Consider the following 21009-nt stretch of genomic DNA (forward strand, 5'->3'; position numbering starts at 1 on the left):
GTGCAGCCTGCCATCGTTCTCGTCACCACCTCCTTCCCCATCCTCGGGGACGGCAGCGAAGCGGCCGGTTCGTTCGTTTCCGACCTCGCCGAAGAACTCGCCAAGCACCTGCCCGTGCGCGTGGTCGCGCCCGGCGCGCACAGCACGCGCGAGCATTGGGCCGACAATGTCGAGGTGTTCCGCTTCGCCGCCCCGGACAAGCCGCTGTCCACGCTCAAGCCGTGGATGCCGTCGGACCTGCTGGCGATCCGGCGCGTGCTTGCCGCAGGCGAAGCCGCCACGCGCGAGGCCGCAGGCGCCGGCCCGACCGCGCACATCCTCGCGCTGTGGGCATTGCCCTCGGGCCATTGGGCCCGGCGCATCTCGCGTGAAACCGGCGTGCCGTATTCGGTGTGGACGCTGGGCAGCGACATCTGGACGCTGGGCCGCATCCCCGTCGTGCGTGGCCATCTGCGGCGCGTACTGCGCGATGCGCACACCTGCTACTCAGACGGCCTCAAGCTGGCCGACGACACCCGTCGTATCGGTGGGCGCGAAGTCGAGTTCCTGCCCAGCACCCGCCGTATCGAGCGCACCCGCACCACGCCGCTCAAGTCGGCACCGCCGTATCGCCTGCTGTTTCTCGGTCGCTGGCACCCCAACAAGGGCGTGGACCTGCTGATCGACGCGCTCAAGCTGCTGCGCGACGAGGACTGGCAACGCATCGAGACCGTGGAAATCTGTGGCGGCGGCCCGCTCGAACCGCTTGTGAAACAGGGCGTCGCCGACCTGCTGGCCGCGGGCCGCCCCATCGAGCTGCGCGGCTACCTCGACAAGGCTGCCGCCGAGGAGGCCATCCTGCGCGCCGACTACCTGCTGATCCCGTCGCGCATCGAGAGCATCCCGGTGGTGTTTTCGGATGCGATGAAGCTGGGGTGCCCGGTCGTCGCAACACCTGTCGGCGACCTAGACTCGCTGGTGACGCATTATCGGTGTGGCGAAGTGGCCACCGAGGTGTCTCGCGACGCGTTCGCCGAGTGCCTGCGCAGGTCGCTGACGGCTGATCGGAGGAGTCTCTCCCCCGGCATCTTCGAAGCGGCAGTTCGTTTTTCTCTGGATACGCTCGCTACGCGCATCCAGTCATCTACATCCAATCCACGCGGACGAGAATGAAGGCATGTCAATGCATGCCGTGCTGGTGCGCAAAGCAATACTGGCCGCCTTGGTGGTGGCCGGTATCGGCTTTTCGGCCTATCTGGCTTGGGTATACCGCACTGATATCGCTGTTGCTCTTCGTAACGCAGATCTTCTGGCAATCCTTGGCTGCCTGATTTTGTTGATGTTGGCCAACATGTCGATTGCCTGGGTTTTCTCCGAGCTGGCGAGCAGGGAGGCTGACCAGCCCATTCCAAAAATGGCCGTCGCCGGAGCCTTTCTTCTTGCTCAAGTAGGGAAATACGTTCCAGGCCGGGTGTGGGGGTTGGTCATGCAGAAGGCTGCCTTGGGTCAAGCACTTCAAACGCGAGCAATGATAGTCGCAAACCTAGAGGTGTCTTTGATCTCATTGGTGGGAATGGCGGGGAGCGGTCTGGCATGCATTGCACTCATCCGTTTGGGGTGCGTTACTGCGGTCGCAGCCGTGTTGCTCACGGCAGGGGCGATGGTGGCGATGATGTCAGCGCGTTTCATGAAGCGCGCCGAGGATTTGATCGTGCGTGTCGTTGGGAGGGCGGGCTATCAGACTGAACGGCGGCGCGCGCCGAATTCAGCCATACGCCTTGTCCGCGTGGTCCCGCTCATTCTTGCCTACTTGTCGCTGTATGCCTTCGGTTGGACGATGCTGCTAATGTTAGGCTTTGGTGTCAGGCTTGAGCCTGCCCTGCAGTTTGTCGCCGCTCAGTCGGCATCGCAAATTCTTGGTGTGCTGAGCATGGTGCCTGCTGGGATCGGTATTCGAGAGGTGGCACTACTGGCATCCTCGTCATGGTTCGCTGTGGATGCGGTTGTTGTGGCTGCTCTTGTGGTGATCACGCGACTGGCGCTGGTCTGCATCGACCTGCTGAGCATGCCGTTAGGCGCCTTGATGCTCTATGGCGGGCGCAGGGGTTGATCAGATGGCGGGAACCATCAAGCACGGTGTTTTTGTCTTGTTGGAAATGCTATTGCGCCTGTGTGTCGCACCGAGATTGCGCTCGAATCTTTTGAGACTTTTGGGAGCAAAGGTCGGGAAGAACGTCCGCGTGTACGAGTGCCGTTTCATCAACTTGGAGAACGGCTTCAAGAACCTTCATCTTGCGGATGATGTCCATGTCGGGGCCGACTGCCTGTTCGACCTGAAGGGTCCAGTTCGCATCGGCAGGGGCACAACCTTGTCTCCACGCGTGACGATCATCAGCCATTCCGATCCCGGGTCCAGTCACGGATCTCCGATAGTGGCTCAGTACCCATGTGAAGCACATGGAGTCACCATAGGAGATTTTTGCTGGATCGGGACTGGCGCCACAATTCTGTCCGGCGCGATCGTAGGCAACGGAACAGTCGTCGGCGCAGCGGCATTGGTGCGAGGTGATCTTCAGGCCAACTCGCTATACGTCGGTGTGCCAGCCCGTCGGATAAAGAGCATCTGAGCGCATTCTCGGCGACGCATCGAAGGGCTAAAGCAGATTTCCAACTGCTGAGAGCACGCGAGCGACATCTGATTCGGACAACTTCGCCGACAACGGCAAGCTCACCGTCTCCCGCCCGATCTTCATCGCGTTCGGCCATTGTTCCGGCCGCCAGCCGAAACGCTGCTGGTAGTAGGGGTGCTCGGGCACCGACAGGTAGTGCACGCCGGTGCCGATGCGCTGGGCGTTCATGCGGTCGAGGAATTGGTCGCGCCCGATGCCGCAGCGGTCGCGGTCGATCATCACCGTGTACAGGTGGTAGGCGTGGCGGGTGCCGGGGGCGGGTTCGGCCGGAAGGCCGATGGGCAAGTCGGCGAGGGCCTGCTGGTAGTGGTTCCAGACCTCGCGGCGGCGCAGCCAGTTCTTCTCCACGCGGGCGAGCTGGTGGATGCCGATGGCTGCCTGCAAGTCCATCATGTTGTATTTGAAGCCGCACTCCACCACCTGGTAGTGCTTGTAGCCCTTGTCGCCGAAGCGGTGCCAGGCGTCCTTGCTCATGCCGTGCAGGGCCAGCACCTTGGCGCGGGCGATGTGCGCCTCGCTGCGGCCCAGGATCATGCCGCCCTCGCCGGTGACCACGTTCTTGGTCGCGTAGAAGCTGAAAGCCCCGAAGTCGCCGAAGGTGCCGGCCTTGCGGCCGTGGTACTCGGTTTCGATGGCGTGGGCGCAGTCCTCGATCACCAGCAGCTTGTACTTGTCGGCGATGGCCATGATGCGGTCCATCTCGCAGGGCCGCCCGGCGAAATGCACCGGCAGGATCGCCTGCGTGCGCGGCGTGATGGCGGCTTCGATGGCATCGGGCGAGATGCATTGCGTCACCGGGTCCACATCGGCCAGCACCGGCGTGAGCCCGGCATGGATGATGGCGTTGACGGTGGCGCAGAAGGTGAGCGGCGTGGTGATCACCTCCGCGCCCGGCTCCAGCCCTGCCGCCACCATGCTCACGTGCAGCGCCGCCGTGCAGGAGTTGACCGCCGCCACATGCGCCGCGTCGGTGCCCAGGTAGGCGGCAAAGTCCGCCTCGAACCGCGCCACGCGCGGCCCGGTGCCGAGCCAGCTCGAGCGCAGGCAGGCTTCGACCTCGGCGATCTCTTCCTCGCCGATGAGGGGGCTGCCGAATGTCAGAAACGGCTGCTCGTCCATGGCTGGTCCCTATCGGTGCGCATTGCGCTCCAGGTGGGTTGAGGTCACGTGCTGCCGCTCGTGGTCAGGGGCACGATGAGGCGTGCGCCAATGCGACGGCCACTCTTCCAGTCGTCGATCGCGGATTGAAAGGTCTCAATGGCCTTGTCGAGCCTGAGATCGCCTTTTCCTTTTGATTTCTTGAGAATGTCGAGCACTTCTTCACATGTCTCCATGTTCCCGAGAGATGCGCTGACCTGGAAGAGAAAGACGCCGACGCCGATATTGTGGCGGCTCGATTCCCATGCCTGGTGGGCGAGCATGGCTGCTTCATCCAGGCTCCCCTGTGACGCAAGCATTCTTGCGAGGTTGTATCTGACTCGCCAGTTGCCATGCTCGGTTTCGGGTGTGGATGTGCTCTGGAGCCAAGATCTTCCGATGGCGATGAGATCGCCAGCATCGACTGCCGCGCATTGCCCGGCTTCCACTCGTTGGGAAAGACGTTCCCAGACATTCAGTGCAAGAATCGAGATCGGCGCATCTTTGCGGGCAAGCAGCTCGTCGATGAGGCCGTCATCGATGGGGGTGTTTGCTGCGCAATGAGCCAGTGCCTTCGCGATGGAAATGCCCATCTTGTCGCGATCCGATGCGTAGGTCTCGGCGATCCTGAGGTGGTGCAGCGCCTCGTCGAGGCGGCCGGCATCCATGTACTCGGCTGCGAGGATGGTCTGCATTCGGGGGGATGTCGGGTTGTGCCGAAGCTCTTGCGTCATGATGTGGGCGAAGTCCGACCACACGATGTTTCGCGAGTACGTGGCGAAGGAGAAAACGACAGCGCACACGCTGGCGACAAATGTCAGCAATCGTTTTCTGTTTTGCTCGTCCGGGCTGCCTTGGGTGATCAATGTGTTGATGAGCGCAGCCAGCGCCAGTAGAAGGCCAAAAGAAGGGAAGTAGTTTCGATGCTCGAAGTAGGGTTCGAGCGGAAGGAAGCTGGACTCGAGTGCGTGCCCTGCGAAAAAGATCCCGATGCCGGCAAGCATCGAGGGGGCGCGTTTGCGCAGGGCGATCGCAATGGCGATCACGAGAGCCCATCCAGTGATGGCCAGGATCGTGGTGGCCGGAGAAAGCAGGCCTGTAGACAACGGGTAGTTGTCGTGGAATATCCCCATGCTTGGCCCATGGGGCACGATGAGGTTTCCGGCGTAGTCCCAGAGGATTCTCGGTTGGCTCAGCACCCTTTCGAGCAGTGTGAATGCCCGTTGCTCATAGCCTGCCAGGAAGTAGTCTGGTCGCAGAACGAGGGCTGCGGCCGCAAGAAGTGCAGGAGTTAGCAGGAACAGGCCGAAGTAGAGTCGGCATGCCGGCGTGAGGCGGCGTTCCCGTGAGCGTCGGAAATAAGCGATCTCGATTACGCCAGCAATGAGGGGGACGAGAATGCCGTTCTCTTTGCTGAAGGCTGCGAGGCCGGTAAGCACCGGCGAGAGGACGAGCAGCCACAGCCAGCCGCTTCCTGGCGAAAGAGCCTCCCTTTGTCGGCCAACCACGAAGGCCCAGATGGCCAAGAGCATGAAGAGGGTGCTGAGCTGCGCCATGCGCTGCACCACATAGAGCACCGTGCTCACGTGTGCGGGTGCGATCAGCCATGCCGCAGCCAAGACAGCCGCTGCCAGTGTGGGGTTCCGGAAGCTGCCATCGACTTCCATGAGCCGCTTCATCAGCCGCCATGCGATCAAGCCGCATGCCAGATGGATCAGCAGATTGACCAGCTTGAGGTGATAGGCGTCGAACAGGCCGAGCTTGGCGTTCGCCACAAAGCTCGCCATCGAAACGGGGCGCCCCAAGGGGCCGGATCTGTTCCCGAAGACGACGGACTCTGCCGTCCTGTGCCCGTCCACATACTCTTGCACAGGGTCAAGATTCTGGGCGTCATCCAGCAGGAATGGGCCATCGAGGCCCGGCAGATAGAGCAGCGCGGTGACAAGGGCGAACCCGAGAAAGACCCAACTGCCGATGCTCTTCTTCGTCATGGCGCCCTGCCGAAGCTTCTCCGCGCAAAAAAACAGCCCCGTCACGATGACGGGGCTGTCGTCAGACTGCAAGCAGTCAGCGGCAGGTGGCCGGCAGATAGCGCGAGGGCACCGTACCGGGGGCGCAGGTCCAGCGCACGGATTCGCTGGCAAACGTCGGAGTCAAGGTGACGGTGGCGTCAGTGGGCAGCTCCGTGATGTTGCGATAGGTCACGGTGATCACGCCATTGGCGCCCACCGCGATGCTGTTCACATAGGTGGACTGGATGGTGTTGGCGATGCCGGCGGTAGCATTGTTGCTCGGCCATGTGCCGCGCGTCTGGCGGGTCTCGCTGACGCCGAGCTTGGCGGCGGTGGCCATGTTCAGGCCCTCGGAAACCTTCGCGCGGACGGTGTAGTCCTGATACGCCGGAATGGCGATCGCCAGCAGGATGCCGAGGATCGCGATGACGATCATCAGTTCGATGAGGGTGAAGCCTTGCTGGATCTTCTTCATGTTCATGACGTTTCCCCTAGGTGGAATGTTTGCTCACGTGCCCGTCGCGGGCCTTGCCAATCCATTGGTGCAGCCGTGCGACCTTCGCACGTGCATGGCAGAGGATGCATCAAGCGTGCCATTTGGGCCAGCGGTTGACAGCGCGAACTTCATCGCACTTCCGGGATGTTGGGGGCTGTTTTTCCGGGGTGGACGTGAGGGGGCGGCCGGGGTGCGGGGCACATAGTGACGCAAAGGGTCACTGTTGGACATGGGGGTGGGGGGTTCCCTTGCGTTCGCTGTTCGCATGTCGGGGGCGCGCCATGACGGCGATGGTCGGCGTGGGCTATCGGCGCGGCACGGGCGCGTGTTCGATGCCGGGCTGGCCGGGCTGGCACGCGGCGAGCTGCCGGTGCTGCGCGAGCCGCGCACGGACCAGTACGGGATACGTGCGGTGCTGGGCGATGCGGTGGCGCCGGTCAAGTTCGAGATCGTGCGCGAGGCGCGCATCGCGCTCTCGGCTGCGCCGGAGCGGCTGGCCGGCGTGCCCTTGCTGTCGCGGGCGGACCTGCACGCCGAGAAGCTGCTGGCCAATGCCGACTGCGGTCTGGATGCGGCCACGCTGCATCGTGACTTGATCGACCTGTGCGTGATGGTGCGTCGCTGGGGGGCGATCCCCGTGGCGGCGGCGGACAAAGCGCGCGCAGCGTACGGGCACAGCATCGACCGCGCCTTCGAGCGCGTCGCGGCGCGCTTGCGCGAGCAGCCCGCGGAGAGGCGGCGTTGCCTGGCGGCATTGCAGGCGGAGGCGGACGTGGCGGCGGATGTCGAGGCCGTGCTGGCCTGCGATGGGTTGGATGCGTTGATCGCGGCGGATTGAGCGGGCGTCGCATTCGCCCGGCCTGTGTTGCCTGCGCGAAACCCCGTGGCGTGCTGCGCGCACGATCCGCCGCGTGGCCGAAGTGCGGAGCCGGGATGCGGCGAAGCGCAGTCCGGCAGGCGCGCCGGATGGTGTGTACATGGTGTTGCCTGGGGGTGTTCATGCGCACAGCGCACGCTACCTGCGGCATGCGGTGGCCGGGGCGCTGTGGGGTGCGGCCATGGCCGCGATGGTCGGCGCGGCATGTGCGGGGTGCGCGCGGTGCGCGGGATCGCCGCCGTGGCGGCTCCCACGGGGAGGGGCTGTCGGCTTTGGGGTGGAGCCCTCGACGCCGCGGAGCCGCGCTAGAATCGCGCCGATCACGGGAGATTCGCCATGAAGTTCAATATCGAGTGCGAGCGTGAGGCGGATGGGCGCTGGCTGGCCGAAGTCCCCGAGCTGCCGGGGGCGATGGCATACGGCGCTACCGCCGACGAGGCCATGGCACGCGCCGAGGCGCTGGCGCTTCGCGCGCTTGCGGAGCAGCTTGAGAGCGGCGAGGTCCGCCCGCTCGCCATCAGCATCTCGCTCCCTGCCGCTGCATGAGCGAGTGGCCGGCGTGCAAGGCCCGGCGAGTCCTCGCCGCGCTGCATCGTCTGGGGTGGAGATTGAAACGTCAGTCCGGTTCTCATCGGACGTTGTCCAGGGATGGCTTTCCGGATTTCGTCTTCGCGTTTCATGACGCAGACGAGATCGGACCGCGCATGCTCGTCCGCATCGCGAGGCACACCGGTCTGCGGCCGGAAGACCTCTGAGACTGCTGCTGCATTGCGTGGCGTGCGGCGTGTCCCGGTGGCGGTGTTGTGAGGGCGGCCGTTGTCGCGATTGCCGCGATGGTCGGCGCGGCACGGGCGCGGTGCGCGGGGATCGCCGCCGTGGTGGCTCCCACAGGGAGAGCCGTGCGCGCAGCGCGCGCTGCGTGTCGGTTGGTGTTGCATGCGCGATGCGTGCGGTGTGCACGCTTTACTCCCTCCCCTTCAAGGGGAGGGCCGGGGTGGGGATGGTGTGCATGCCGTGCCGCATTCGATGCGGGGTGCGGGAGGCGTTTGGCCGCGTCGACACCATCCCCACCCAACCCTCCCCTTGAAGGGGAGGGCTTGAAGCGCGGAGCCCTGTAGCGTGCGCTCTGCGCACGATCCGCCGTGCAGGGGAGGCGGGCATTCCCCTTTTGATCTGAGAATGATTATCATTCGAAGCCTTCCCCCTGCGGAGCTTCGCCATGATTCGTCGCCCGTTGATCCTGTCTGTCACGCTGCTGGCGCTTGCGGCCTGTTCGCGGGCGCCGGAGGAGTCGGCGTCCGCGCCGGCCGCCCGGCCGGTGGAGCTGGTGGTGTATTCGGAGCGGCGCGAGCCGCTGATCCAGCCGATCTTCGAGCGCTACACGGCGGAGACGGGCATCAAGGTGAGCTGGCTCACCGATGCGGCGCCGGCGCTGATCGAGCGGCTGGCGGCGGAAGGCGCGAACACGCGCGCGGACCTGTTCATGGCGGTGGACGCGGGCAATCTGTGGCAGGCGGCCGAGCGCGGGGTGCTGGCGGTGATCGATTCGCCGGCGCTGGAGGCGGCCATCCCGGCCCATCTGCGCGATCCCGACGGCCGCTGGTTCGCGCTGTCGCTGCGCGCGCGCACGCTGGTGTACTCCACCGAGCGGGTGCGGCCGGAGGAGCTGTCCACCTACGAGGACCTGGCCGACCCGAAGTGGCGCGGCCGGCTGTGCCTGCGTTCGTCGAAGAAGGTCTACAACCAGTCGCTGACGGCGACGCTGATCGAGCGCCTGGGGGCGGAACGCACCGAGGAGATCCTGCGCGGCTGGGTGGCCAACCTGGCGGCGCCGCCGTTCGCCGACGACACGCTGCTGATCCAGGCGGTGGCGGCGGGGCAGTGCGATGTGGGCATCGTCAACACCTATTACTTCGGCCGCGTGCAGAAGGACACGCCGGATGTGCCGGTGGCGGTGTTCTGGCCCAACCAGGGCGAGGGCGAGGCCGGCGTGCACGTGAACATCTCCGGCGCGGGCGTGACGGCGCACTCGAGGAACGCCGCCGCGGCGCAGGCGTTCCTGGAGTGGCTGGCCTCGGACGCGGTGCAGGAGGCCTTCGCCAAGACCAACTTCGAGTTCCCGGCCAAGCCGGGCGTCGCGGTCGATCCGCTGGTGGCGGCCTGGGGCGGGTTCCGCGCCGATCCGGTGAACGTGGCAGTCGCCGGGCGCCGCCAGGCCGAGGCGGTGCAGTTGATGGACCGCGCCGGCTGGCGCTGAGCGCGAGCGCGCGATGACACCCGCCGCCGCGCCCCCGCGCTGGCCGCGTTACGCGGCCTGGCTGCTGGCGCTGCCGCTGCTGATGCCGGCGGCGTTTCTCGCCGCCGGTTTCGCCGAGATCGACGCGGCGCTGTGGGCGCACCTGTCGCGCCACCTGTTGCCGCAGGCGCTGGCGAACACGCTGACGCTGGCGGCGCTGCTGGCGGCCTTCGTGCTGGTGCCGGGCCTGGGCTTCGCCTGGGCGAGCGCACGCTACGACTATCCGGGGCGGCGCGTGCTGGACTGGGCGCTGGTGCTGCCGCTGGCGATACCGGGCTACGTGGTCGCCTTCGTCTATGTCGGCCTGCTCGATTACGCCGGGCCGGTGCAGAGCGCGTGGCGGTCGTGGTTCGGGGCGACGGCTTCGTTGCCGAACGGGCGCGGCGTGGTCGGCGCGGCGCTGATGCTGGCGCTGGTGCTGTATCCCTATGTTTACCTGCTGGCGCGCGCGGCCTTCGTGCGCCAGGGCAGCGTGGCGATGGACGCGGCGCGCAGCCTCGGACACGGGCCGTTGGCGGCGTTCTTCCGCGGCGTGCTGCCGCTGACGCGGCCGGCCTGGGTGGCCGGGCTGACGCTGGCGGTGCTGGAGGCGCTGGCGGATTTCGGTGCGGTCAGCATCCTCGGTGTGGACACGCTGACGACCACGATCTATCGCACGTGGTTCGGGTTGTACTCGCTGCCGACTGCGGCGCAACTGGCCTTCGGCCTGCTGGCGCTGGTGGCGCTGGTGCTGCTGCTCGAACGCCTGGCGCGCGGGCGCGCGCGTTTCGCCGAGCGCAGCCTGCGCCCGCAGCCGCGCCGTCCCCTGCGCGGTTGGCGCGGCTGGACGGTGTCGGCGCTGGCGACGGGGGTGGTGCTGCTGGGCTTCGTGGTGCCGCTGTGGCGGCTGGCGACCTGGGCGTGGTCGGTGCGCGGCGGTTTGCCGGTGGTGGGGCAGGCGGCGCTCAACACGCTCGCGCTGGGCGCGCTGGCGACGGCGCTGGTGCTGGCGGTGGCGCTGCTGTTCGCGCTGCTGGCGCGGCGTGCGCCGGGCGATCGCGGGGTGGCGGCGGCGAGCTTCGTCGTCAATCTCGGCTATGCGGTGCCCGGCACGGTGCTGGCGGTGGGCGCGATGGTGTGGCTGGTGCGCGCCGAGGGCTGGCTGGCCGGGCTGGCCGGCGTGCAGTGGGCGCTGTCGTCGAGCCTGCTGGCGGTGCTGTTCGCGCTGTCGGCGCGCTTCCTGCGGGTGGGGCATGGCGCGGTGGAGTCGGCCTTCGCCACGCTGCGGCCGTCGCTGCTGGAAACGGCGCGTTCGCTGGCGGTGCCCGCGTGGCGGCGCTTCACCGGCATCGTGCTGCCGCTGCTGCGGCCGGGGCTGGTGGCCGGCGCCCTGCTGGTGCTGGTGGAGGTGATGAAGGAGCTGCCGGCGACGCTGATGCTGCGGCCCTTCGGCTGGGACACGCTGGCGATCCGCATCTATGCCTACGCCGCCGAGGGGTTGTGGATGGAAGCGGCGTGGCCGGCGCTGCTGCTGTCGCTGGTCGGTCTGCTGCCGGTGTGGTGGCTGGTGCGGCAGCAGCGGTGAGGCGCCGGGATTCGGGAGTCGGGAAGCGGAGCAGACCCACTCTCATCCTGTCCGTAATCCCTCGCTGCGCCCGGGATGGCGGCAGGACGCGAGCGCCGGCGCTTCCGGTTTCCGGTTTCCGGTTTCCCATTCCCGATTCCCGGCTTCTGCGATAATCGCGGTTTTCCGCAGGGCCGCCCCGCCATGACCAGCAAGACCATCCTCAACGATGCCCATCGCGCGCTCGGCGCCAAGATGGTGGATTTCGGCGGCTGGGACATGCCGCTCAATTACGGCTCGCAGATCGAGGAGCACCACCAGGTGCGCCGCGACGCCGGCATGTTCGATGTCTCGCACATGACGGTGGTGGACCTGCGCGGTGAGCGGGTGCGGCCGTTGCTGCGCCGGCTGCTGGCCAACTCGGTGGACAAGCTGAAAGTCCCGGGCAAGGCGCTCTACAGCTGCATGCTCAACGCCACCGGCGGGGTGATCGACGACCTGATCGTCTATTACCGCGACGAGGCGTTCTTCCGCATCGTGGTCAACGCCGCCACCCGCGACAAGGATCTGGCCTGGATCGGCGAGCAGGCCAGGGCTTTCGATGTGTCGGTGAGCGAGCGCCGCGACCTGGCGATCATCGCCGTGCAGGGGCCGAACGCCCGCGCCAGGGTGATGTCGCTGCTGTCGCCGGAGGGCGCCGAAGTCGCCGGCAGGCTCGGCAAGTTCGCCGCCGCCGAGGTCGATGGCCTGTTCGTGGCGCGCACCGGCTACACCGGCGAGGACGGCTTCGAGGTCATGGTACCCGAGACGCAGGCGGTCGATTTCTGGAACCGCCTGCTCGCCGCCGGCGTGAAGCCGGCCGGCCTGGGGGCGCGCGACACCTTGCGGCTGGAGGCGGGCATGGCGCTGTACGGCCAGGACATGGACGAGTCGGTGACGCCGCTGGAGGCCGGGCTGGCCTGGACGGTGAGCTTCGACGAGGGCCGCGACTTCATCGGCCGCGCCGCGCTGGAGCGGCTCAAGGCCCAGGGCGTGCCGCGCCAGACCATCGGCCTGGTGATGGACGAGAAGGGCGTGCTGCGCCACGGCCAGGCGGTGCACTGCGCGGCCGGCGCGGGCGAGATCCTGTCCGGCACCTTCTCGCCGACGCTGGGCAAGGCGGTGGCGCTGGCGCGCGTGCCCAGCGGCGAGCTCGGCGCGGTGTCGGTGGACATCCGCGGCAGGCAGGTGCCGGTGCGGGTGGTGAAGTATCCCTTCGTCCGCGACGGCCAGGCACAGCCCGGCGTGCTCTGAGCCGGGGTCGGGGACCGGAAGCGCGGTCGATGCGGTGGCGACGGACGGGGCTTTGCGGTGCATGCGAGCCGGGGCGCCTGCGCCGCGATGACCGCCGGTTTCCGATTTCCCATTCCCGGTTCCCGGCCTCGGTTACAATCCGCGCCGCGTCCACGCCCCAATTTCCCAGGAGCATCCCATGAGCGAGATCCCAGGCGACCTGAAGTTCATGAAGTCCCACGAGTGGGCCCGCGTCGAGGACGACGGCACCGTCACCGTGGGCATCTCCGACCACGCCCAGGGTCTGCTCGGCGACCTGGTCTATGTGGAGCTGCCGAACGTCGGCGACCAGGTCGAGGCCGGTGCCGCCTGCGCCGTGGTCGAGTCGGTGAAGGCCGCCTCGGACGTGTACAGCCCGGTGTCCGGCAAGATCGTCGCGGTCAACGAGGCGCTCACCGACAAGCCCGAGACCATCAACGAGGACGCCTACGGCGAGGGCTGGATCTTCGTGGTCAGGATGGACGACGCCGAGCAGCTCAACGAGCTGTTGTCGCCGGACGACTACGCCGAGCTGCTCGAAGAAGAAGGCCACTGAGCGGCCGGCCATCGGGTGCGGGAGCGGGAGTCGGATGCGGCCTGCTGCGCCGCCCCGATGCCCGGGCCCGCCCCGGTCCCCGACGCTCGCGCGTTTCGCTATCCCCTGTATCCCCCATTCCCCCCTTCCCCCATTCCCGGTTTCCGGCCCCATGCCTTTCATTCCCCACAGTGAAGCCGACGTCCAGTCCATGCTGAAGGCCATCGGCGCCGCCAGCATCGAGGAACTGTTCGACGAGATCCCCGCCGAGCTCAAGGTCCGTTCGCTGGACGGCGTGCCCGAGGGCATGAACGAAATGCAGGTCGAGCGGCTGATGCGCGAGCGCGCCCGGCTCGACGAGACCCGCCTGTGCTTCGCCGGCGCCGGCGCCTACGAGCATCACATCCCCGCGGCGGTCTGGCAGATCGTCGGCCGCGGCGAGTTCTATTCGGCCTACACGCCGTACCAGGCCGAGGCCAGCCAGGGCACGCTGCAGCTGATCTACGAATACCAGACCATGATGACGCGGCTGACCGGCATGGACGTGTCCAACGCGTCGATGTACGACGGCGCCACCGCGCTGGCCGAGGCGGTGCTGATGGCCGAGCGCAGCGCCAAGCGCGGCGGCGCCCGCCGCGTGCTGGTGCCGGTGTCGGTGCATCCGGCCTACCGCAAGACGATGAAGACCATCCTCGGCCTGCAGGACATCGCGGTGGAGGAGATCGACTGCCCGGGCGGCCGGCTCGACATCGCGGCGCTGGAGGCGGTCGAAGGGGCGTTCACCGCGCTGGTGATCCCGCAGCCGAACTTCTTCGGCGTGCTGGAGGACGTGGATGCGCTGACCGACTGGGCGCATGCGCGCGGGGCGCTCGCCATCGCCGTGGTCAATCCGATGTCGCTGGCGCTGCTCAAGGCGCCCGGCCGCTGGGGCGGGACCGGCGCCGACATCGTCTGCGGCGATGGCCAGCCGCTGGGCGTGCCGCTGTCTTCGGGCGGCCCGTACTTCGGCTTCCTCACCTGCAAGAAGGACCTGGTGCGCAACATGCCCGGCCGCATCGTCGGCCGCACCACCGATCTGGACGGCCGCGAGGGCTTCGCGCTCACCCTGCAGGCGCGCGAGCAGCACATCCGCCGCGCCAAGGCGACGTCGAACATCTGCACCAACCAGGGCCTGCTGGTCACCGCCGCCACCATCTACATGAGCCTGCTCGGTCCCGAGGGTCTCCGGCGCGTGGCGGTGCAGTCGGCCAGCGGCGCCCGCGCACTGCGGCGGCGCCTGGAAGCGATTCCCGGCGTGCGTGCGCTGTTCCCGGAGGCGCCGCACTTCCACGAGTGCGCCTTCGTGCTGCCGAGGCCGGCCAGCGAGGTGATCGCCAAGCTCGCCGAGCAGCGCATCGTCGCCGGCGTCGCGCTGGGCGAGGAGTACCCGGCACTCGGCGACGCGCTGCTGGTGTGCGTCACCGAGACCAAGACCGACGCCGATCTGGACCTGTTCGCCGAGGCGCTCGCCGCCGCCGTCGCCTGATCCGGTCCGACGCTTCGATCTGCGCGAACCCGCGGCGGCGACGTCGCGGGTTCGTGCGTTTCGGGGGCCTCGCATGCGGGCTGACGGACGACAGGGTGTCGTGTTCGTCCGGCGCCACCGCCGGGTTGCCCGCACCGGCCGACAGAGCGATGCGGATGGCGTCGGTTGCGCTCGGTCGCATCGTCCGCATGCGCGTCGGTGGCATCGCAAGTTCGCGCACTTCTGGCTTGTGCGATGCGAAAAACCGGTGCGACGGCGGTTGCGGTGAGCGCTGGCGTCGAGGTCGTGGTCGCCCGCGGCGCGCATGTCCGGCCGCATGTCGCGCGTCGCGGCGATGCAAGTGCGCGATCGCGTGCAAGCCGCGCGGATGCTTGCTTTCATCGCATGCGCGTTGGTTCTTCGCGATCGCGATGGCGAGCATGTCGTGGTCGCCCGTGCGAGGCGTTGCCCGACGCGCGTGCGGCGGCGTCGAAAAAAATGCGCCTGGAGTTATTGACACTGTGTTTTCACGTGATTAGCTTTCGCCCAGCAGACGCCGGCTGCGGGGAATAGTGAGTCGAAACCAACTTCCAACATGCGCGACACGCTTCGCCGCCCAGGAAGTCGTCAGGTGGACTCAGGGGATCTTTCCCTCGAAAAAAGCCGCAGCCTCTCCCGAGGCACCCATCGATCTCACGCCCATGCCGCTGCCGGCATGGGCGTTCGTTTTGGGCGGGATGCATGGTTCGTCCCGTCCGGCGCATCCGTCGCGCCGCCCCGCGTGGGTGGCCGCGGTCCGTCCCGGGCTCGTCTCCTGTGACGGTGACTTCAACACTGGGCAGTCAACAGCCAACTGACGAGGAGCTAGACGAACCATGGCTATGAAGAAAGCTGCGAAGAAGACCGCCGCGAAGAAATCCGCGGCCAAGAAAACCGTGAAGAAGGCCGCTGCCAAGAAGCCGGCGGTGAAGAAGGTCGCCAGGAAGGCGGCTCCGAAGAAGGCTGCCAAGAAGGTCGCCAAGAAGAAGGCGGCTCCGAAGAAGGCCGCCAAGAAGGTCGCCAAGAAGGCGGCTCCGAAGAAGGCCGCCAAGAAGGTCGCCAAGAAGGCGGCTCCGAAGAAGGCTGCCAAGAAGGTCGCCAGGAAGGCGGCTCCGAAGAAGGCTGCCAAGAAGGCGGCTCCGAAGAAGGCCGCTGCCAAGAAGGCGGCCCCGAAGAAGGCCGCTCCCAAGAAGGCGGCAAAGAAGAAGGCCGCTCCGGCTCCGGTGATGCCGGCGGCCCCCGTCGCGCCGGTGATGTAAGCCGACGTCCCGAACCGTAAGTCCGGACTCTCTCCCTGTGGGCCCAGGCAGGGAGAGAGACTTTCGGGGGAGGGGGTGAGACGGCGCCGGCAGGCGCCGTTGCTCCATTGGGGACAGCGCAGGCCGTGCGGGCGTGAAGTGGCAACATCCGGGCATCCCGGATCGATCAGGACGGCGTCGATGCGCGGTGAATCGAGGACAGGGCGATGCGGGTAGTCAAGGCGCTGGCGGGAGTGATCGCGGCGCTGGTCGTGCTGTTCTTCGCGGTCGGCTGGTTGCTGCCCGACCGGGTGGTTGTCGAGCGGGGCATCCATGTGGCGCGTCCGCCGGCCGAGGTGCATGCCGTGCTGGACGGGTTCGGCCGCTTCAACGAATGGTCGCCCTGGGCCGAACTGGACCCGCAGGCCCGGTATGAATTTTCCGGTCCGCCGACGGGCGTCGGCGCGACCCTGCGCTGGTCGGGCAACGATGCCGTCGGCAGCGGCCGCCAGCGCATCGTCGAGAGCGTGGCGGGCGAGCGGGTGGTCACCGCGCTCGAATTCGACGGGCAGGGCGAGGCGACCGCCCGGTTCCTGCTCTCGCCGCGTGATGGCGGCACCGATGTGCTGTGGCGGTTCGAGGCCGACTTCGGGGGCAGCATCGCCGGGCGCTGGTTCGGACTGTTCCTCGACCGCCTGATCGGTGCCGACTACGAGCGCGGGCTGGCGCGCCTCAAGGCGCTGCTCGAGTCCGGGTCCGGATCGGCGTCGTCCGCCATGGTGGACGGCGAGGAGATCGACTTCGTGCCGCTGAGGCTGCTGTATGCGAGCGGCACCGCGCCGGTCGACGACATCCATGCCATCGCCGAGGCGCTGGCCGCGCGCTACGGCGAGATCACGGCGCTGATGCAGGCGCAGGGCGTCCGCCAGGTCGGCGCACCGCTGACGATCACCCATGCGGTCGAGGACGGGGTGTGGCGCTTCGATGCCGCGATCCCGGTGGACCGCAACGACATCGCCCTGGCCGGCGAGGTGCGCGCCGGCATGTCGCCGGGCGGCCGCGCGCTGCGTTTCGTCCACGTCGGGCCCTACGAGCGCCTGCACGCGTACTGGCAGGGGGCGATGGACTGGACCGCCGGCCACGGCTACCGCCAGCGCGGGCCGGTGATCGCGCAGTACCTGAGCGACCCCGGCGAGATGCCGCCGGAGGCGCTGGTCACGCACCTGGTGGTCCCCATCGAATGAGCGGCAGGATCACTCACATCGGCCGGACGCTGCCACGCCTGTCGGGCGATGACAGCCTGTTCCGCGAGCTCGCCGAGCAGTCCGGCGACGTGCTTTCGGTCGGCGAGGCCGATGGCCTGATCCGCTACGTCAGCCCGTCGGTGCACCGCGTGCTCGGGCACGACGTGGCCGGGCTGGCGGGGCGCAGCGTGTTCCGCTTCCTGCATCCGGCCGACGTGCCGCGGCTGCGCGCCACCTACGAGCGCGCCCGCTCGGGCGGCGTGCGCGAGGCGACCATCGAACTGCGCGCGCGGCACAGGTCCGGCCACTGGCTGTGGCTGGAGTCGCGGCTGCGCTGGATTCCCGGTGGTGGCGAGGACGGCTGGCGCTGGGTGGCCAGCCTGCGCGACATCACCGAGCGGCGCCGCTTCGAGCAGCGTCTGGCGGCCGAGAAGGAGCGCGCCCAGGCGACGCTGCGCGCGATCGCCGACGGTGTGATCAGCGTCGCTCCGGACGGCCGCATCGATTACCTCAATCCGGCCGCCGAGCGCATCACCGGCTGGAGCGCGGGCAGCGCGGTGGGGCGGCCGGTGACCAGCGTGTTCATGCCCAGCGGGCATCGCGCGCCGCCGCCCGAGAACGAAGGGCTGGCCGGGCTGTCGGCCTGGTTCCATGCCGTCGCCGACGCGCCGGCCACGCTGCGCCGGCGCGACGGCAGCGAGTGCGTGGTGCAGGTGGCGGTGGCCGCGGTGGCCGACAGCGAGGGCCGGCCGCAGGGGCTGGTGCTGACCTTCCGCGACACTTCGCAGACCGCCGCGCTGCTGCGCGAGCTGGCCTACCGCTCCAGCCACGACTCGCTGACCGGGCTGTACAACCGCGAGGAGTTCGAGCGTCAGCTCAAGCGGCTGGTGCTCGAAGCCAACGCCGGCAGCGGACCGCATGCGCTGTGCTACCTCGATCTGGACCAGTTCAAGCTGGTCAACGACACCTGCGGCCACGCTGCCGGCGACGCGCTGCTCAAGGACGTGGCGCAGACGCTGCGATCGGCGCTGGGCGAGGGCGACGTGCTGGCGCGGCTGGGTGGCGACGAGTTCGGTGTGCTGATGCCGCAGCGCGGCACCGCCGAGGCGGCCCGGCGCGCGCAGGCGCTGGTCGATGCGCTGAGCCGGATGCGCTTCGAATGGAGCGAGCGCCAGTTCGTCATCACCGGCTCGGTCGGCGTGGCGCCGGTGAGCCGTCAGTCCGGCACCTACGAGAGCGTGCTGATGGCGGCCGATGCCGCCTGCTACATCGCCAAGGAGCGCGGCCGCAACCGCGTGCATGTCTCCGAGCCCGCCGACGTCGACCTGGTGCGCCGGCAGGGCGAGATGCGCTGGATCCCGCGCCTGCAGACCGCGCTTGAGGTGGGCGACTTCCATCTGCTGGCGCACGACATCGTGCCGGTGCAAAGCGGCATTCCGACCGGCCGCCACATCGAGGTGCTGATCTCGCTGCCCGACGCCAGCGGACGGCTGGTGCCGCCGGGCGAGTTCCTGCCGGCGGCGCTGCATTACGGGCTGATGGGACGGATCGACCGCTGGGTGATCGGTCAGGTCTGCGAGTGGCTGCTGTGGCGTTCGCACACCGGCCGCGCCCTGCCCGAGCTGGTGGCGATCAACCTGTCCGGCTCGTCGATGAGCGACGCCGAGTTCCGCGACTACCTGGAAGAGCAGGTGCGCGGCCTGCCCACGGGCGGCACGCTGTGCTTCGAGATCACCGAGAGCGAGGCGATCGCCAACCTGGCCGAGGTCGGCGACTTCATGCGCCGGATGAAGGACTACGGCTGCCGTTTCGCTCTGGACGACTTCGGCAGCGGGCTGAACTCGTTCGCCTACCTCAAGCGGCTGCCGGTGGACTACATCAAGATCGACGGCCAGTTCGTGCGCGACGCCGCGCAGGACGGCGTCAACCTGGCGATGGTCGAGTCGATCCACCGCATCGGCAAGGTGATGGGGGTCAAGACCATCGCCGAGTTCGTCGAGAACGAGGCCATCTTCCGCCGCATCCGCGAGATCGGCGTGGACTACTGCCAGGGCTTCCTGTTCGGCATGCCGAGGCCGCTGCTCAACCTCGACTGAGCCGGTGGCCGGAGCGCCGCAGGAGCGTGCCGGCTCAGCGCGCGCCGCGCGCCGCGTGGCGCTCCAGTTGCAGCCAGTCGCGCTGCGGCAGGCCGAGCGCGCGGTCGATCAGCGTCGGGAACAGGCCGGACGGGGCCGGGCTCTCGCTGTTCCAGATCACCGCCACGCCCAGGCCATGGTCGGGCAGGAAGCCCATCATCGCGCGATAGCCCTGTACCGCGCCGCCGTGGAACTGCAGACGGTGGCCGGAGTAGTCGTAGCTGCGCCAGCCGAGCGCGTAGTGGGCGTTGCGCAGGCGCTCGCGTCGCCAGGGCGAGCCGCCGAGCTGGTCCGGCGTGCGCACCTGCGGGGTGTGCACCTCGCGCAGCAGGTCGGGTGGCAGCACCTCGGGGCGATGGCCGAGCTGGGCGATCAGCCACTGCGCCAGGTCGCGCGCACTGGCGTTGACGCCGGCGGCGGGCGGCACGCGGTAGTAGGTCTCCTTCGGCCGCACCGGCACCCAGCCGCCGCGCCCGCGCACGTGTGGCGCCGCCCAGCTCGGGCTGGACTCGAGCGCGTCGCGGCCGAAGGTGGCGCCGTACATGCCCAGCGGGTGGAACAGGCGCTTCTCGACCAGGCGGCTGTAGAAGTCGCCGGTCACCGCGAAGGCGATGTCGCCGATCAGGCTGAAGGCGATGTTCTGGTAGCCGTAGCAGTCGCCCGGGCGGCAGATGATCGGCGTCTCGCCGAGTTTGGCGACCAGCAGCGGGTAGGGCTGGTCGGCTTCCAGGTCGTTGTCGAGCGCGTGGTAGGGCAGCCCGACGCGGTGGCTGAGCACGTCGCGCACGGTCAGGTTCTGCGAGCCCTCGACATCGGCCAGGCGGAAGGCGGTGAGGTAGTTGGAGATCCGCGTGTCCCAGCTCAGCGCGCCGTCGCGCACCAGCAGCGCCGCCAGGGTGGCGGCGAAGCCCTTGGACAGGGAGGCGACGCGGAAGGCGGTGTCCGGCGTGACCGGCTCGCGGGTCCGGACGTTGGCGACGCCGAAACCGCGCGCGGTGAGCACCCGGTCGTCCTGCACCACCACCAGCATCAGGCCGGGGATGCGGGCCTCGTCGACGATGCGCTGGGCCAGGCGTTCGCCCTGGCGGGCGATGTGCGTGTAGTCGCGCCCGGCTTCGCGGGTGGCGTCGATCGAATTGGCGTGGGCCGGCGCAACGGGGAGCACGGGGGCGCCCGCGCAGGCGAGCAGGAGGGCGAGGAGCGCGGCTTTCGTCTGTGGCATCGCCTGCGTATGCTTGGAACGGCCGCCCCATTCTAGCGCCGTACGCCGCATGTGGGCCGTCTCGTTCAGGGAAGGAGTCATCCGATGGGCTTTCTGATCTTTCTGGCCGTACTGGTCGTCCTCGTGCTGTGGGCGGTCGGCATCTACAACGGGCTGGTGGTGGCGCGCAACGCGTTCCGCAACGCCTTCGCGCAGATCGACGTGCAGCTCACCCGCCGTCACGACCTGATCCCGAATCTGGTCGAGGTCGCCAAGGGCTACATGGCCCACGAGCGCCAGACGCTGGAGGCCGTGATCGCCGCCCGCAGCGCCGCGGTGAACGCGCAGAAGAACGCCGCGGCCAGCCCGGGCGATCCGGCCGCGATGCAGCAGCTTGCCGGCGCCGAGAACATGCTCACCCAGACCCTGGGCCGGCTGTTCGCGCTGTCCGAGGCCTACCCGGACCTCAAGGCCAACCAGAACATGATGCAGCTCTCCGAGGAGCTGACCTCGACCGAGAACCGGGTCGCCTTCGCCCGCCAGGCCTTCAACGACGCGGTGATGGGCTACAACAACAAGCGCGAGGTGTTCCCCGCGAACATCGTCGCCGGCCTGTTCGGCTTCCAGCCCGCCGCGCTGCTGGAGATCGAGTCGCCGGAGATGCGCCGCGCGCCGCAGGTGAAGTTCTGACGCGTGGCGGGTGGGGGCGCGCCGCAGGGGCTTCCGACGGTCCGTGCAGGCGCGGTGTGGGCCGTGGCCGGCAGATCGGCGC

General features: G+C 68.2%; 19 protein-coding genes. 15 read left to right on the top strand and 4 right to left on the bottom strand.

Features of this window, described 5'->3' with window-relative positions:
• Genes HNQ58_RS02210 through HNQ58_RS02220 form a run of 3 tightly spaced genes read left to right on the top strand, consistent with a single transcriptional unit; the run spans window position 1 to window position 2606 of the window.
• Window positions 1-1152 carry a glycosyltransferase gene (locus HNQ58_RS02210; RefSeq protein ID WP_343057147.1) on the top strand — a complete coding sequence of 384 codons (1152 nt, stop codon included), beginning with the start codon at window positions 1-3 and terminating at the stop codon, window positions 1150-1152.
• A gap of 4 nt (window positions 1153-1156) precedes the next feature.
• Complete coding sequence (locus tag HNQ58_RS02215; RefSeq protein WP_183947143.1) at window positions 1157-2089, top strand: lysylphosphatidylglycerol synthase domain-containing protein; 933 nt, start codon at window positions 1157-1159, stop codon at window positions 2087-2089.
• Window positions 2090-2093: 4 nt separating this feature from the next.
• Entirely contained in the window at window positions 2094-2606 is a 513-nt protein-coding gene (locus HNQ58_RS02220; protein ID WP_183947144.1) for an acyltransferase, read from the top strand.
• A gap of 27 nt (window positions 2607-2633) precedes the next feature.
• On the opposite strand, the gene HNQ58_RS02225 is transcribed toward HNQ58_RS02220, so the two are convergent.
• From HNQ58_RS02225 to HNQ58_RS02235, 3 genes are read right to left on the bottom strand one after another with little or no spacing between them, the layout of a single operon-like run.
• Complete coding sequence (locus HNQ58_RS02225) at window positions 2634-3788, bottom strand: DegT/DnrJ/EryC1/StrS family aminotransferase (RefSeq protein ID WP_183947145.1); 1155 nt, start codon at window positions 3786-3788, stop codon at window positions 2634-2636.
• Between the two features lie 44 nt (window positions 3789-3832).
• Window positions 3833-5869 (bottom strand): hypothetical protein, encoded by a 2037-nt coding sequence (locus tag HNQ58_RS02230; RefSeq protein ID WP_183947146.1) that lies wholly within the window; start codon window positions 5867-5869, stop codon window positions 3833-3835.
• 4 nt (window positions 5870-5873) lie between these two features.
• Window positions 5874-6299 carry a pilin gene (locus tag HNQ58_RS02235; RefSeq protein WP_281379538.1) on the bottom strand — a complete coding sequence of 142 codons (426 nt, stop codon included), beginning with the start codon at window positions 6297-6299 and terminating at the stop codon, window positions 5874-5876.
• Between the two features lie 244 nt (window positions 6300-6543).
• Here HNQ58_RS02235 and HNQ58_RS02240 point away from each other — a divergent pair, with 244 nt between their 5' ends.
• From HNQ58_RS02240 to HNQ58_RS02290, 11 genes are all read left to right on the top strand, one after another.
• On the top strand, window positions 6544-7152 hold the full coding sequence (locus HNQ58_RS02240; protein ID WP_246416867.1) for a nucleotidyl transferase AbiEii/AbiGii toxin family protein: 609 nt from the start codon (window positions 6544-6546) through the stop codon (window positions 7150-7152).
• Window positions 7153-7527: 375 nt separating this feature from the next.
• On the top strand, window positions 7528-7737 hold the full coding sequence (locus tag HNQ58_RS02245; RefSeq protein WP_183947148.1) for a type II toxin-antitoxin system HicB family antitoxin: 210 nt from the start codon (window positions 7528-7530) through the stop codon (window positions 7735-7737).
• Window positions 7734-7946: a type II toxin-antitoxin system HicA family toxin gene (locus tag HNQ58_RS13515; RefSeq protein WP_183947149.1), complete on the top strand. Its 213-nt coding sequence runs from the start codon at window positions 7734-7736 to the stop codon at window positions 7944-7946. The genes HNQ58_RS02245 and HNQ58_RS13515 overlap by 4 nt, the downstream gene beginning before the upstream one ends.
• A gap of 464 nt (window positions 7947-8410) precedes the next feature.
• Window positions 8411-9448, top strand: a complete 1038-nt coding sequence (locus tag HNQ58_RS02255) for an extracellular solute-binding protein (RefSeq protein WP_183947150.1) — start codon at window positions 8411-8413, stop codon at window positions 9446-9448.
• Window positions 9449-9461: 13 nt separating this feature from the next.
• Window positions 9462-11051, top strand: a complete 1590-nt coding sequence (locus HNQ58_RS02260; protein WP_183947151.1) for an ABC transporter permease — start codon at window positions 9462-9464, stop codon at window positions 11049-11051.
• Between the two features lie 183 nt (window positions 11052-11234).
• A complete protein-coding gene (gene gcvT, locus HNQ58_RS02265; RefSeq protein ID WP_183947152.1) occupies window positions 11235-12323 on the top strand; it encodes a glycine cleavage system aminomethyltransferase GcvT in 1089 nt (362 codons plus the stop codon).
• Between the two features lie 178 nt (window positions 12324-12501).
• A complete protein-coding gene (gene gcvH, locus HNQ58_RS02270) occupies window positions 12502-12897 on the top strand; it encodes a glycine cleavage system protein GcvH (protein ID WP_183947153.1) in 396 nt (131 codons plus the stop codon).
• A 151-nt stretch (window positions 12898-13048) separates the two neighbouring features.
• Window positions 13049-14401, top strand: coding sequence for an aminomethyl-transferring glycine dehydrogenase subunit GcvPA (gene gcvPA / locus HNQ58_RS02275; RefSeq protein WP_183947154.1), 1353 nt, complete (start codon window positions 13049-13051; stop codon window positions 14399-14401).
• 854 nt (window positions 14402-15255) lie between these two features.
• Window positions 15256-15678, top strand: a complete 423-nt coding sequence (locus HNQ58_RS02280; RefSeq protein ID WP_183947155.1) for a hypothetical protein — start codon at window positions 15256-15258, stop codon at window positions 15676-15678.
• A gap of 206 nt (window positions 15679-15884) precedes the next feature.
• Complete coding sequence (locus HNQ58_RS02285; protein ID WP_183947156.1) at window positions 15885-16901, top strand: SRPBCC family protein; 1017 nt, start codon at window positions 15885-15887, stop codon at window positions 16899-16901.
• Window positions 16898-18997 carry an EAL domain-containing protein gene (locus tag HNQ58_RS02290; RefSeq protein ID WP_183947157.1) on the top strand — a complete coding sequence of 700 codons (2100 nt, stop codon included), beginning with the start codon at window positions 16898-16900 and terminating at the stop codon, window positions 18995-18997. Before HNQ58_RS02285 ends, HNQ58_RS02290 begins: the two co-directional genes overlap by 4 nt.
• A gap of 34 nt (window positions 18998-19031) precedes the next feature.
• On the opposite strand, the gene HNQ58_RS02295 is transcribed toward HNQ58_RS02290, so the two are convergent.
• Entirely contained in the window at window positions 19032-20258 is a 1227-nt protein-coding gene (locus HNQ58_RS02295; RefSeq protein WP_183947158.1) for a serine hydrolase domain-containing protein, read from the bottom strand.
• Window positions 20259-20342: 84 nt separating this feature from the next.
• On the opposite strand from HNQ58_RS02295, the gene HNQ58_RS02300 reads away from it, so the two are divergent.
• Complete coding sequence (locus HNQ58_RS02300; RefSeq protein ID WP_183947159.1) at window positions 20343-20927, top strand: LemA family protein; 585 nt, start codon at window positions 20343-20345, stop codon at window positions 20925-20927.
• Window positions 20928-21009 lie beyond the last annotated feature (82 nt).

This window comes from Rehaibacterium terrae (assembly GCF_014202935.1).
Taxonomy (GTDB): domain Bacteria; phylum Pseudomonadota; class Gammaproteobacteria; order Xanthomonadales; family Xanthomonadaceae; genus Rehaibacterium; species Rehaibacterium terrae.

What these genes read in the sequence shown, in the direction of transcription:
- gcvPA (WP_183947154.1), top strand. Translation starts at nt 13,049, where the DNA reads ATGCCTTTCATTCCCCACAGTGAAGCCGACGTCCAGTCCATGCTGAAG.
- HNQ58_RS02260 (WP_183947151.1), top strand. Translation starts at nt 9,462, where the DNA reads ATGACACCCGCCGCCGCGCCCCCGCGCTGGCCGCGTTACGCGGCCTGG.
- HNQ58_RS13515 (WP_183947149.1), top strand. Translation starts at nt 7,734, where the DNA reads ATGAGCGAGTGGCCGGCGTGCAAGGCCCGGCGAGTCCTCGCCGCGCTG.
- gcvT (WP_183947152.1), top strand. Translation starts at nt 11,235, where the DNA reads ATGACCAGCAAGACCATCCTCAACGATGCCCATCGCGCGCTCGGCGCC.
- HNQ58_RS02245 (WP_183947148.1), top strand. Translation starts at nt 7,528, where the DNA reads ATGAAGTTCAATATCGAGTGCGAGCGTGAGGCGGATGGGCGCTGGCTG.
- HNQ58_RS02285 (WP_183947156.1), top strand. Translation starts at nt 15,885, where the DNA reads ATGCGGGTAGTCAAGGCGCTGGCGGGAGTGATCGCGGCGCTGGTCGTG.
- HNQ58_RS02280 (WP_183947155.1), top strand. Translation starts at nt 15,256, where the DNA reads ATGGCTATGAAGAAAGCTGCGAAGAAGACCGCCGCGAAGAAATCCGCG.
- HNQ58_RS02295 (WP_183947158.1), bottom strand. Translation starts at nt 20,258, where the DNA reads ATGCCACAGACGAAAGCCGCGCTCCTCGCCCTCCTGCTCGCCTGCGCG.
- HNQ58_RS02225 (WP_183947145.1), bottom strand. Translation starts at nt 3,788, where the DNA reads ATGGACGAGCAGCCGTTTCTGACATTCGGCAGCCCCCTCATCGGCGAG.
- gcvH (WP_183947153.1), top strand. Translation starts at nt 12,502, where the DNA reads ATGAGCGAGATCCCAGGCGACCTGAAGTTCATGAAGTCCCACGAGTGG.
- HNQ58_RS02220 (WP_183947144.1), top strand. Translation starts at nt 2,094, where the DNA reads ATGGCGGGAACCATCAAGCACGGTGTTTTTGTCTTGTTGGAAATGCTA.
- HNQ58_RS02255 (WP_183947150.1), top strand. Translation starts at nt 8,411, where the DNA reads ATGATTCGTCGCCCGTTGATCCTGTCTGTCACGCTGCTGGCGCTTGCG.
- HNQ58_RS02240 (WP_246416867.1), top strand. Translation starts at nt 6,544, where the DNA reads ATGGGGGTGGGGGGTTCCCTTGCGTTCGCTGTTCGCATGTCGGGGGCG.
- HNQ58_RS02290 (WP_183947157.1), top strand. Translation starts at nt 16,898, where the DNA reads ATGAGCGGCAGGATCACTCACATCGGCCGGACGCTGCCACGCCTGTCG.
- HNQ58_RS02215 (WP_183947143.1), top strand. Translation starts at nt 1,157, where the DNA reads ATGTCAATGCATGCCGTGCTGGTGCGCAAAGCAATACTGGCCGCCTTG.
- HNQ58_RS02300 (WP_183947159.1), top strand. Translation starts at nt 20,343, where the DNA reads ATGGGCTTTCTGATCTTTCTGGCCGTACTGGTCGTCCTCGTGCTGTGG.
- HNQ58_RS02235 (WP_281379538.1), bottom strand. Translation starts at nt 6,299, where the DNA reads ATGAACATGAAGAAGATCCAGCAAGGCTTCACCCTCATCGAACTGATG.